The following is a 12,596-nucleotide window of genomic DNA, read 5'->3' on the forward strand; positions in this document are numbered from 1 at the left end:
GATTGAAGGATTTTTTCATCATGCCCCAGTTCCGTCTCGCCCGCATCAGCCTGCTGCTGGCTGCCATTGGCCTGAACGCCGCTTTCGCGCTGCCCGCGGCCGCGTTCGCACAAGACAAGCCCGCTGCCCCGGCCGAGGCACCGAAGGACACCGTGCGTCCTGAGATCTTCAAGCTGGTCGATCCGGCCCAGATCAAGCCGCTGATGGATGCCAAGAATTACGACGAAGTAAAGAACCGCCTGGCCCAGGCCGAAGCACTGCCGAACCGCACCGTGTACGAAGATTTCGTGCTGAACCGCATGCGCATCTCGGTGGCATCGGCCACCAACGACACCGCCGCGCTGACCACCGCGCTGGAAGCCGTGATCAACTCCGGCAAGCTGCAGCCGACCGAACAGCGCGACTTCGTGCAGGCGCTGGCCACGCAGTACTACAACAACAAGGATTACGCGAAAGCAATCACCTGGTTCAACCGCTACCAGACGGAAACCGGCGATACCAAGGTGCGCCCGTACATCATCCGCGCCCATTACTTCAACAACGACTTCGCCACCGCGAAGACCGAACTGCTGAAGGACCTGGACACGCACCAGAAAGCCGGCACCACGCCGAAGCTGGAAGAACTGCAGCTGCTGGCCAATTCCGGCGCGAAGACCAAGGACCAGGCGACCTACCTGGTGGCGCTGGAAAACCTGGTGCGCTACTACCCGAACGACGACTACTGGCTCGACCTGCTGAGCCGCACCCAGGGCAAGGCCAGCTACTCGAACCGTTTCGCGCTGGACGTGCTGCGCCTTGAAAAAGCGGCCGTGTCGAAGATGGCCGCCGAAGAGTACACGGCACTGGCCGAACTGGCGCTGCTGGCCGGCCAGCCGATCGAAGCCAAGCAGGCGCTGGATGCCGGCTTCTCGAACGGCGTGCTGGGCACCGGTACCAAGGCCGCCGAGCATAAGAAGCTGCGCGCGCAGGCCGACAAGCAGGCCGCCGACGATACCAAGAACATCGGCACCGGCGAAGCCTCGGCACGCAAGTCGAAGAACGGCACCGGCCTGATCAACCTGGGCTACGCGTACGTGACGCTGGGCCAGCACGACAAGGGCATCGCCCTGATCCAGGAAGGCATCGCCAAGGGCGGCCTGCAGAACGCGGAAGACGCCAAGCTGCGCCTGGGTTACTCGTACGCGCTGGCCGGCCGCAAGGACGACGCGATCAAGACGCTGCAGACCGTGACCGGCACCGACGGCCGCGGCGACCTGGCACGCTACTGGATCATGTGGGTGAACCGCCCGGCCGGCGGCAACGCGCAGGCGCAGGCTGGCCAATAAGCTGATTCACCTGTAGCAAAAAAGCGGGGAAGGCCGATGGCCCTCCCCGCTTTTTTGTTGGCAAGCGCCGATGCGCTTGAGTTAACCCCAAATGCGAACCCCGGGGTCAGACCCGCCGGGTCTGACCCCAGCCCTTTGCTTTGGGTTTCTCAGCGCTCGCCCCCGACGCCGGCCCGGAACGCCGCATCGAACGCACCCGCGGCACCCTCCATTCCGCTGCAGCGGTCGCTGGCGCCCTGTACCGGCACCTTGCACGGCTGGTCGCGGTCCAGCGACCACCAGTGCAGCCCGGCCAGCCCCATCGATTTCACCGCCGCGCCCACCACGCGCGCATCGTCCAGCGTGAAGTCGTTGCCGGGCATGTCGTTCACGCCGATCATCGGCGTCACTTCGATCTGCGCGAGCGGGATGCCATATTTCTCGTGCACGTTGCGCACCGCCTGCACGGCCGAGCGGCCCATGTCGCACACGGCGCCGCGCAGCACGCATGCATCGGCCGCCGGCGGGCCGTAATCCATCACCATCAGGTTGAAGGTCCAGTCGCGCAGGCCGCCTGCGCGCACGGCGGCAAGGATCGTTTCGCCCAGCGCGTTCAGGCTGCGCCTGCTGCCGTCGGAGGCCGCATGCGTGGCAACGGTGAACGAGAAGCGCAGGTGCGGCCGCTTCTTCTGCGCGGTGGCCGCGCGCCGCACCAGCGAGGCGATCTGCTCGCTGGTCTGCCCGGCTTCGATATCGAAGTCGATGCCGGCCAGGTGCGGCGAATCGTAGCGGGCAATGAAGCGTTCCATGCCTTCATCGGTGGCGCAAGTGAATACGCCACCCTGCCCGCCCGTGGAGATCACGTAGTCGATACCGGCTCTCGCAAAGGCGGCCACGTTGGCCGCCGCTACCTGGGCGCCCGTTTGCTCGCGCCATTTTTCGCTGCCGCATTCGCCGGTGGCAAAGGCCCAGCTCAGCGCCACCGGCCCCTTCGCCAGGTAGGGCGTGGCATCGGGCGCGCCGATCGCATGGGCCGGCGCGCGGTTCAGCGGCAGGAATTTATAGGGGCTGACGACGACCCGCGGCGCGGCCAGCGCGGCCGATCCGCACAGCGCCAGCAGCGTCGCGGCCACGGCCGCGCATGTCATCTTGTTCATGGGTTCTCCGTGGCCAGCGCCAGCACGTCGGCCTTCGTCAGGCCGTGCGCCGCCGGCGCGGTCCACCAGTAGTTGACCATGGTGTTCAGCACGCCGATCGATTCGACGTGATGCCACCACAGCGAGGGAATGTACAGCGCGTCGCCCGGCAGGAGGTCGGCGACGATGGCGTGCCGTTCGGCCTCCCTGAAGCGCGGAAAGCGCCGGTAGTCGGGCGCGCGGAACGACACGAGGCTGATCGGCGTGGGGGTCGGCGCGAAATCCAGCGGGCCGAGGTACAGGTTCGCGCCCTGCTCCGGCGCGAACAGCGTGAAGCGGCGCCGGCCGCTGACGACGCATGCGACATTGTGCGACTCGTCGAAATGCGCCGGCGTGATCACTTCGTTGCCGAGCCACAGCCGCGGCGCGATGGCGGGATCGTCCAGCTGATCCGCCAGCGCTGCCCGGTTGGCCTGCGCGAAGCCGGGCAGCACGTCGTCCAGCAGCGCGCTTTGCATCGCCACCGCCGGCGCCGCCGGAAACTGCGAATAGCGCGCCACCTGCTCGAGCACCGCCGCCACCGTCCGCTTGCTGCGCACGAAGTTAAAGCCCTGCATGTCGGGCGAATAGAACAGCCGCCCTTTCACCTCGGGCGGCATCAGTACCGTATCGGCCGGCGTGCCGCGGTCGAATCCCAGCAGGTAGCGGCACAGCGCCTCCGGCGACCGGCGCCCTGCCGCCACGGCCGGCCAGTGATTCACGTAGCCGCGCAACACGACCGGCCGCTGCTCCGACAAGACGGTTGCGAAGCCCGCAGCGGTGGTGCACGTCAGTTCGATCGCGGAAATGCTCATGAATGCTTGATGCTCATGAATGCTTAATATTGCCCAAAACCCGGGGCTGCCCCCAATACCGCTTAGTCAAGCGATCGTCGACACATTGAATGCGCATGCATTCACCCCAACAGCGAAGGACTGGGGTCAGACCCGGCGGGTCTGACCCCGGAATTTGCACTTGGGGTGGCCTATTCAAGCGGCATCAGGGTCATACCCGGTTTTGGGAAATGTTTGCTGCAGTTATCAGTACTTGAACCGCAGGCCGGCGTAGTACTGGGCGCCGTTGGCGTAGAAGCGGCCGGGCTGGTCCTTGTTGTACACGTAGTTCTTCAGGATCGGCTCGTTCAGGTTCTGGCCACTGACGGTCAGCACGACGTTCTTCGTGATGTTCCAGTTCAGCGAGGCCGACAGCTGGCCCACCGCGTCCTGGTACAGCGGCGTGCCCCGGTCCTGCGCGGCCAGGTAGGCCGAACGCCACGCGTAGCCGACGCGGAAGTTGAAGCGCTCGTTCTCGAAGTAGGCGCCGACGTTGGCGGTGGTCTTCGAGGCGCCCAGCATGTCGCACGGGTCGGACGACGTCATCGTCTGCGTCGCCGGGCAGCTGCCGAAGTCCTGCTTCGAATCGGACAGCGTGACATTGCCGTCCATGCCGAAGCCGGCGCCCAGCGGCAGTTGCAGCGCCAGTTCGAGGCCCTTCACGCTGGCGTCCACGTTGACCGGCGACGTGATCGTGTAGGTGGCGAAGGTAGGCTGGCCGGATTGCTGCGATGCGCGGCTGTCGATGAAGGTGCCGGTGCTGGCGCCGTAGCCCACGTAGTTGTGCAGGTCCATGTAGAACAGGCCGACCGACGCCAGCGCGCGCGGTGCGAAGTACCACTGCACGGTGGCATCAAGGTTGTTCGACAGCGTCGGCTTCAGCGCCGCGTTGCCGCCGTTGCCGGTATGGGTTTCATCGGTCAGCGACACGGTGCCGCCCAGCGCGCCGAAGTCCGGCCGCGTCATCGTGCGCGACGCGCCGAAGCGGGCCACGACATCGCTGCGCACATCGAAGCGCAGGTTCAGGCTCGGCAGGATTTCCGTGTGGTTGTTCTCGATGCGCGTCTGCTGCACGAAGCCGCCCCACGGGAACGCCGGCAGGTTCCCGCCCGGCAGCTGGTTCGGCAGGATCTGGTAGCCGTTCGACTCGCCCTCGGTGCGCACCACGCGCACGCCCAGGTTGCCGCTCCAGCCCTCGCCTTCCATCTCGGTCGACACGTAGGCCGCCTTGGTCTTTTCCGTCAGGTTGAACATGTCCGGATAGTAGATCCGCTCGGCACTGCGGTTCGAGTGCTCGGCACCCCATGCCTGCAGGATGGCCGGGTCCAGCTCCCACACGTTGCGCGGGAAGTCGCCGCCCAGGTCCTTGCCGAAATCGCCCGGATAGGTGTTGCCGTTCCAGGCCGGGTTGGTGTTCGCGGTGCCGGGTTCCGTGTTGGCCCAGTTCGGCCCCTGCGAGATGGCGAAGTTGCTGCGCTCGTGGTCGGTGCCGCGCAGGCCGAACTTGATTTCCTTGAAGGTGTCGTTGTCGAGGCGGAAGGCGGCGTCGATCTGGCCGTAGGTTTCCTCATCCGACGTGGTGGCCGGGCTGTAGCCGAACACCCAGTCCAGCACCGTGCCGGTGAACACGGAGGTATCGATGCTGGGGAATTTCACGGTGGCCGGCGAGCCCAGGCCGTTCAGCTGATAGCTGACGCCCGAGTTGTTCACGTCGCCCTCGTACACGCCCTGCGACGGCGTGGCGCCGGTGCCGCGGGTCTTGCCGATCAGGCCGGACAAGGTGAGGCGATCGTTGACGCGCCATTTGCCGTTCAGGTCGAGGAACTCGGATTTCGCATAGGCGCCTTCGCGCACGATGTCGTCGACGATACCGTAGCGCAGCGGCGCGGCGGCGGTGCCCTTGTTGCTGTAGCTGACCGAGGTCAGCGTGCCATTGCGCACCGTGTACGAATCCGGCACCACGTTGCCGCCGATGGCGCCGTTGCCATTCATGTCGGTCATGTAGTTGCGGTTGTAGTTCGACGCCTCCAGCTTCGAGTTGAAGTACGTCGCCTCCACCGACAGGTCGCGCGAAGGCTTGATCTGCGCGGCGACCAGGCCGCCCTTGCGGTGGCGTTCCTGCGTGAACAGCGAGGAGCCGATCAGGCGCGGGTACCACACGTTGGCCAGGTCCGGCCGTGCCTGCGCCAGCGCGCTGTTGGCGCCGATCTGCGTGTACTGCAGCAGTTCCTGGCCATCGCGGCGCAGGCTGCGCTTCTCGGAGAAGCCCTGCAGCATCACGCCGAAGGTGTTGGTGGCGTTCTTCCAGTTGACCAGGCCGGAGAATTGCGGGTCGGTCTTCTCGGCCAGCGTGGAGTACACCGCCTGCACCGAGCCTTCCAGCGTCAGCCGCTCCTTGAAGTCCAGCGGGCGGCGGGTGATCACGTCGATCGAGCCGGCGGCGCCGCCCTCGACCATGTCGGCGGTCGGCGCCTTGCGCACGATGACCTGGCCGACGATCTCGGAAGGCAGCAGCGAATACGAGGTGGTACGGCCGACGGCGCCACCCACCTGGTCGAGGACGAACCAGTCGCCGGACGACACGGCATGGCCGTTGATGGTGGTCTGCGTCAGGCTGGGCGCGGTACCGCGCAGGCTCACGCGATCGTTCTCGTCGAAGCCGCCGGAACCAGCCGCCGAGGAGCTGATGTTCACGCCGGGCAGGCGCTGCAGCGAGTCGGCCACGTTCTTGTCCGGCATCTTGCCGACGTCTTCGGCCGTGATGACCTCGATATTGGCGGCCGCGTTGCGCTTGACGGCCAGCGATTGCTGCAGCGCTGCGCGGATGCCGGTGACGATCACCCGTTCCGGCTCGGCCTGCGTTGCCCCTGCCCCTTCCGCGGACTGCTGCGCGTGGGCCGTGGCGGCCATGCCCAGCACCAGGATCGCGGCGGCGGCGGCCGCAGGCGTCAGGCGGTTGTTGGCCGGGCGGTGCTTGTATTGTTGTGCTGCCTGGATGCGCTTCATTTACTCCCCCTTGAGTGAGCCCGACGTTTCGCGGGCCGGTCGTTTCGTGATTCGCGGCGCGCGCGCCGCCGGTACGCCGCCAACGGCACAGCCGCGAATCTCCTACCACTGACAAAACCAATCGAGCGCCAATATAACGCCAACCAATACCAGAACACTACCAATTTCGGTCTTTTTTTGTAATGTTGTATCAGGAATACATACCACTTGGGGGTGAAATCCCCGCAGATAGCGCTAACTCCCCCTTGCTTGCAGGATGCAGGCATGCGGACCGCTTTATGTATGGTCTTTTTTTGGTATTATCGACGCCGCCCATCCTTGCCCATCCGGCAAGGCCCTCACGACGCGGACGGACCATTCGGGAGAACACATTGACTTCGCTGGCGGACATCATGCGCGGCATGCGGCAGACCGGCTTGCCGCTGTACCAGCAATTGCAGCGGGCGCTGCGCGAGGCGGTGGACCAGCGGGTCTTCGGCCCGGAAGAAGCGCTGCCGGCGGAACGGCAACTGGCGGCCGACCTGGCGATTTCCCGCATCACCGTGCGGAAGGCCATCGATGGCCTGGTCGACGAAGGCTTGCTGGTGCGCCGGCCCGGTTCGGGCAACTTCATTAATACGCGCATCGAAAAGAACTTCGCCAAGCTGACGTCGTTCTCGGAAGATATCCGCGCACGCGGGCGCATCCCGCACAGCGTGTGGCTGAAGCGCTCCGAGGGCACCGTGACGCCGGAAGAAGCGCTGCGCCTGCGGCTGTCGCCGGGTGCGCCGGTCTACCGCTTCAACCGCATCCGCTTCGCCGACGACGTGCCGATGTGCCTCGAATACGCGACGATCGTCGCCACCGCCCTGCCCTCGCTCGAAGCGGTCGACGTGTCGATGTACGAAGCGCTGGAAAAGACCGGCAACCGCCCGGTGCGAGCGCTGCAGCGCCTGTCCGCGCTGCTGCTCAATGCCGAGCAGGCCCAGTTGCTGCACACCCGCGAGGGCGATGCCGGGCTGGCCGTCGAGCGCCTGGGCTTCCTGCGCGACGGCCGGGCGGTGGAATTCTGCCGGTCGATCTTCCGCGGCGACATGTACGATTTCGTGGCGGAGCTGAGCACGCCGTAGCTCAGGGAACCGGCGCTTCACCCGCCCTGGGTGTCCGCTCGTGCACGCGCTCGCCGCGGTCGCTGCTGATCGTCATGGCCGTGACCTTGCCATTCCCGTCGCGGGTGAATGCCGCCGTCGCCAGCGTATCGCCGAGCAGGAACCCGTCGGTCTTGTAGTGCAGCAGCGGCACGGCAGGCCGGCCGCTGCGCCGCATCACCAAACCATCGCCGTCGCGGCCAACTTCGAGGCTGACCTTGGGGTCGACCGGATAGACGCCTTCGTAGCCGGCCAGCGTGGCCGCATCGAGTTTCGCGCCGGACGGCACCGGCAGCGGCTTGCCCGCGATGCGCATGGCGACCTGGCGCGTCAGTTTTTCCAGCGGCACGCCGCCGGCACCTGCTTCCCGGTTGCCCAGCATGGCGACATACACGCGATCGTCCGGCAGCCACACGGCATCGGTACTGAAACCGTTGATGTTCCCGCCGTGGAAGACCAGCCGCGTGGCATGGAGCTGGCCAATGAACCAGCCATGGCCATACGGGCCGGCCTTGCCGTCGGCCAGCGTGAACGGCGTGAAGGCGCGCCGCAGCGTTTCCGGGTGCACCAGCTTGCCCTCGGCCAGCGCCGCCTGCCAGCGCGCCAGGTCGTCCACGTTCGACACCAGCGCGCCGGCCGCGTACGGCCAGGCCATGCTGAGCGGCGCGCTCGGCGTGGCCTGGCCGTCGCGCACGCTGTAGCCCGGCACGGGCGTCAAGCCGGCGCCGCTGCCTTCATAGCCGGTATGGGCCATGCCGAGCGGCTTGAAGATGCGCTGTTCCATGAAGCGGGCATACGGCTGCCCGGACACTTTCTCGATGATCGCGCCGAGCAGGAAGTAGCCGGAGTTGTTGTACCTGAAGGTGCTGCCGGGCGAGAATTCCGGCGTATCGTTCTTGAAGTAGTCGATGGCCTGTTCGACGCTGACGTCCTTGCCCATCACGTCACGAAAGTCCGGCTTGCTCGTGTAGCTGACAATGCCCGAGGTATGGGTCAGCAGGTGTTCGACGGTGACCTTGCGGCCATCGGTCGGATAGCCGGGCAGGAAGCGCGTGATGTCGTCGGTGAGCGCCAGCTTGCCTTCGTCGGCCAGCATCAGGATGCCGATGGCGGTGAACTGCTTGGTGATCGAACCGAGGCGCAGCACGGCGTCCGCGGCCAAGGGCTGCTTCGCGTTGACATCGGCCATGCCATACGCCTTGCGGAAGACGGGCTTGCCATCCTTCGTGGCGATGACGGTGATGCCCGGCGCATCGGCCTTGAAATGGGGCGCCAGCAGCGCATCGATGCTGGCGGCAAGCGCGTCTTGCGTGGCCTGGGCAGGCGCAGCCTGGACGGGTGCAGTATGGACGGGTGCAGCAAGGACAGCGGCGAACGGTGCTGGCGACAGCAGGGCGGCGCAGGCGATGACGGCGACGGCGATGGCGGAACGCTGGAACATGGGTTTTCCTCGACGTTAAGAAAAACACATCGTAGCGCCAGGCTGCGCCGATGACCGAGCGATGCGACGAACGGGCCTATGGCGCGACGGAATGGAAAAAACGGGGCGCCACCGCAGGCCATGAATGACCCGCGGCGGCGCCCCGCACCATGCCGCCTGCTTGCCGTGCTTACTTGGCGTGCATACTTGCCGTGCTACTTGCCGTGCTTATTTGCCGCGCTGGTTTGCGGCACCTGTTCGATGCCCTGCCTTGCGGCCCTTCCCTTACTTCGCCTTCGACTGGTCGCCGGCCACCACCACGGCCAGCTTCGCCGGATCGACGTGCTTGCGGAACGCGGCATTGACCTGCTCGACCGTCAGCGCCTGCAGTTTCTGCTCATGCTGCTTGCTCCAGGCGAACGTGCGGTCCAGGTACAGGAAGTTGGTCCAGGCGCTCGCTACCACGCCATCCCGGGTGCGGTTCTGCACGCGCTGCTGCAGCAGGCCCGACTTGGCACCGGCCACTTCGGCGGCGGTGAAACCGGTCTTCAGCGCCAGCGCCAGTTCCTCGCGCACCGCCGCTTCCACCTTCTTCAGGTTCTGCGGCGCGGCGATCGCGTTGATCGTGAAGTTCGAGGCACGGTCGATGTCGCCCACGTATAGCGACGAACCGCCGCCGTACGACAGGCCATCCTTCTGGCGGATGCGGTCCATCAGCCGCGACTTCAGGCCACCGTCGCCGAAGATGAAGTTGGCCAGTTCGAGCGCCGGATAATCCGGGTCGTCGGTGCGCAGGTCGAGGTTCAGGCGCGCGATGTAGAAGCCGTTTTCCTTGTCCGGTGTATCGATCGCCTTGCGCATCGCGGGGCGTTCCGCGTTCGCATCGAGGATGCGCGCATAGGCCGCCTTGCTGTTCCAGCCGGACAGCGTGTCGGCGACGGTCTTGCTGGCGGCTTCCTTGTCGAAGTCGCCCACGATCGCCAGCTCGCCATGCGAGGCGCCGTAGAACTCGCGGTGGTAGGCCTTCACGTCGTCCAGCTTCATCGCCTTCAGTTCGGCCAGCTGTTCGTCGACCGTCATCACGTTGCGCGGATCGCCCTTGGGCCAGTGGTCGAAGTATTCGCTGAGCGCCTGGCTGGCCAGTGCCGGCGGTTCGTTGCGGTTGGCTTCGATGCCGACGATCCACTGCTGGCGCAGCTGCTCGAACTCCGCTTCGGGGAAGCTCGGTTCCTTCAGCACGTGGGCCATCAGGCGCATTGCCCCATCGAGGTGTTCGCGGGTGGTTTCGAAGTGATACACGCTGCTGCCGGTCATCTTCAGCTTCGACATCTCGTCGGCCAGCTGCGCGCGCGTGTACTTGCCGGTACCGCGCGTGAGCATTTCGCCGGCCACGGCGGACACCATCGACTTGCCGAACTGGTTTTTCTCGTCGCCCCAGTGCAGGCGCAGGTTGACGGCGACCGTCTCGCCGCGGTTCTTCTTCGGCAGCAGGGCCGCTTCGATGCCGCCGATCTTGCGGATCTCGGTGCGGGCCATGATGTTGTCCTGGCTCGGGTCGAAGTTCTCGGACGTGAGCACGCTTTCACGCGCCTGGTAGTCCTTCATCACTTCCTGCGCGGTCGGCGCGGCGCCGATGACGGCGCGCTGCGGCGCGTCCTCGGGCAGGAACAGGCCGACCGTGCGGTTGTCGCGCCTGAAATAGCGCCCGGCCGCCTCGGCCACCTGCTGCGCGGTGATCTTCGGCAGCGCATCGCGGCCCTGGAACAGCAGGCGCCAGTCGCCCAGGGCGATCTGCTCGGACAGCGCCACGCCGACCTGCTGCGGATCGTTCAGCGCCTTCTCGATGCCGTTGGTGAAGTTGCGCCGCGTGCGGCCCATCTCTTCCTCGCTGGGGGGGGCCTTGGCGAAACCCTCGATGGCGTCGACCAGCGCATCGCGCACCGGCTCGACCGGCTGCCCGGCCTTGACCACGGCGCCGAACAGTTGCAGGCCCGGCGCATAGCCGGTCTGGCCGAAGCTGAACACCTGCGCCGCCTTGCCGGTTTCCACCAGCAGCTTGTGCAGGCGGCCGTTCGGCGCGTCGCCCTGGATCTGGCTCATGAACTGCAGCGGATCGGCATCCGGGTGCAGGCCGGCCGGGACCTTGTAGCCGACCAGGATCAGCTGCACGTCGCCCTTGCGCCGCACGGCGAACTGGCGCTCGCCGTCCTGCGCCGGCTCGACCGTCCAGAACGGCGGCAGCTTGCGCTTGGGCTTGGGGATCACGCCGAACGACTTGCTGATCCACGACAGCGTCTGCGATGGATCGAACTTGCCGGCCACCAGCAAGACCGCGTTGTCCGGCTGGTAGTACGTGCGGTAGAACGCCTGCAGGTTCTCGATCTTCACGTTCTCGATGTCGCTGCGGTTGCCGATCGTCGAGCGGCCGTAGCTGTGCCAGTCGTAGGCCACGCTCTCCATCCGCTTCATCAGCACGCCGAACGGGCTGTTCTCGCCGGCCTCGTATTCGTTGCGCACCACGGTCATTTCGGAGTCCAGGTCCTTCCTGGCGACGAACGATTTCGTCATGCGCTCCGCTTCCATCTCCAGCGCCCACTTCAGGTTGCCCGAGCTCGCCGGGAATACTTCGTAGTAGTTGGTACGGTCCTGCGACGTGGTGCCGTTGAAGTTCATGCCCCGCTCGGAGAACTGCTGCGGGATGTTGCGATGCTTCGGCGTGCCCTTGAACAGCAGGTGTTCGAGCAGGTGCGCCATGCCCGTTTCGCCGTAGTTCTCGTGGCGCGAGCCGACCAGGTACGTGACGTTGACGGTGACGGTGGGTTTCGACGAATCGGGGAACAGCAGGACCTTCAGTCCGTTGGGCAGGCGGTATTCGGTGATGCCTTCGACGGACGGCCCCTTGACCACGCCGGGCGGCAGGGTCTGGCCATGGACCGAGGGAGCGATGAACGTGAAGCTGAAACAGGACAGCAGCGCTGCATGAAGAGAAGCGCGGCGCAGGATATCACTGCGCGTGGAAGCACGGCGTTGGGTCATGTGGGTTCGCAAGTCGCGTTGGCAAAACCCTATCCTACGCGGCGATCGCCGGCATGGGAAGACGCCGTGTGAAGACGCGGTTTGAAGACGCTATTGCTTGTCGCCCGGGGCCGGCACGTAGCACGCGTCCACCACCTGCAGCTTGTTGTCGACGGCGAACTGCTTGACGAAGTGATAGGCCATCGGTTCGATGTCCTTCAGGGTCTCGTCGACGACGACGGCCTTGACGCCGTTGATCATCGTCGGCCGCACCAGCGGCGAGTACTGCAGGTGGGCATTGCGGCCACCGGTGCCCGCGGGCCGGAAGCATGACATCACACCGCACAGGCGATCGGCCCAGTCGCTGGGACGAAACTGCTTGCCGTCGGTGGTAAGCCCAAGAATGAAGAACTCGCTGGCCATAGGCTAAGAAACTGATACGTGGCAGAGATACAGGAAAATGCGCTGGGACGAACTGAGCAAAACGTACTAAGCAAAACGTACTGAGCAAAACGTACTGAGCAAAACGTTCTGAGTATTATATCTTATAGAAGACTTGGCACGGCAGTACCCGACTGCGGCGGACTGGAATGGCGAATAAAGATCGTTCGCGCGCCATGCCAGCGAGTGTGCCCGGCTTGCCGACAGCAAGCGGGCGCACCGCATTGTAAGCCGGTTCGCGCGATCGCGTTTTCCCGCAGTGCGCGGCAGCAGCG

At 65.6% G+C, this 12,596-nt stretch carries 8 protein-coding genes; 2 read left to right on the forward strand and 6 right to left on the reverse strand.

Translation table 11 applies throughout. The features are described from left to right. Positions 1 to 20: 20 nt before the first annotated feature. Positions 21 to 1,325 carry a tetratricopeptide repeat protein gene (locus tag EYF70_RS21670; protein WP_131147254.1) on the forward strand — a complete coding sequence of 435 codons (1,305 nt, stop codon included), beginning with the start codon at positions 21 to 23 and terminating at the stop codon, positions 1,323 to 1,325. Between the two features lie 149 nt (positions 1,326 to 1,474). Here EYF70_RS21670 and EYF70_RS21675 read toward each other — a convergent pair whose 3' ends face one another. From EYF70_RS21675 to EYF70_RS21685, 3 genes are all read right to left on the reverse strand, one after another. Further along, positions 1,475 to 2,461, reverse strand: a complete 987-nt coding sequence (locus EYF70_RS21675; protein WP_131147255.1) for a glycoside hydrolase family 18 protein — start codon at positions 2,459 to 2,461, stop codon at positions 1,475 to 1,477. Continuing rightward, complete coding sequence (locus tag EYF70_RS21680) at positions 2,458 to 3,294, reverse strand: cupin-like domain-containing protein (protein WP_131147256.1); 837 nt, start codon at positions 3,292 to 3,294, stop codon at positions 2,458 to 2,460. Before EYF70_RS21680 ends, EYF70_RS21675 begins: the two co-directional genes overlap by 4 nt. A gap of 225 nt (positions 3,295 to 3,519) precedes the next feature. Continuing rightward, positions 3,520 to 6,318: a TonB-dependent receptor gene (locus EYF70_RS21685; protein ID WP_131147257.1), complete on the reverse strand. Its 2,799-nt coding sequence runs from the start codon at positions 6,316 to 6,318 to the stop codon at positions 3,520 to 3,522. A gap of 371 nt (positions 6,319 to 6,689) precedes the next feature. Here EYF70_RS21685 and EYF70_RS21690 point away from each other — a divergent pair, with 371 nt between their 5' ends. Beyond that, positions 6,690 to 7,427, forward strand: coding sequence for a GntR family transcriptional regulator (locus EYF70_RS21690; protein ID WP_131147258.1), 738 nt, complete (start codon positions 6,690 to 6,692; stop codon positions 7,425 to 7,427). A gap of 1 nt (position 7,428) precedes the next feature. On the opposite strand, the gene EYF70_RS21695 is transcribed toward EYF70_RS21690, so the two are convergent. From EYF70_RS21695 to EYF70_RS21705, 3 genes are all read right to left on the reverse strand, one after another. Further along, positions 7,429 to 8,886, reverse strand: a complete 1,458-nt coding sequence (locus EYF70_RS21695) for a serine hydrolase (protein WP_131147259.1) — start codon at positions 8,884 to 8,886, stop codon at positions 7,429 to 7,431. 264 nt (positions 8,887 to 9,150) lie between these two features. Continuing rightward, complete coding sequence (locus EYF70_RS21700) at positions 9,151 to 11,901, reverse strand: M16 family metallopeptidase (protein WP_131147260.1); 2,751 nt, start codon at positions 11,899 to 11,901, stop codon at positions 9,151 to 9,153. 90 nt (positions 11,902 to 11,991) lie between these two features. Further along, positions 11,992 to 12,303 carry a DUF3579 domain-containing protein gene (locus EYF70_RS21705; protein WP_131147261.1) on the reverse strand — a complete coding sequence of 104 codons (312 nt, stop codon included), beginning with the start codon at positions 12,301 to 12,303 and terminating at the stop codon, positions 11,992 to 11,994. Between the last annotated feature and the right edge of the window lie 293 nt (positions 12,304 to 12,596).

Origin of the sequence: Pseudoduganella albidiflava, assembly GCF_004322755.1 — a bacterium.
In the GTDB taxonomy this organism is placed as follows: domain Bacteria; phylum Pseudomonadota; class Gammaproteobacteria; order Burkholderiales; family Burkholderiaceae_D; genus Rugamonas; species Rugamonas albidiflava.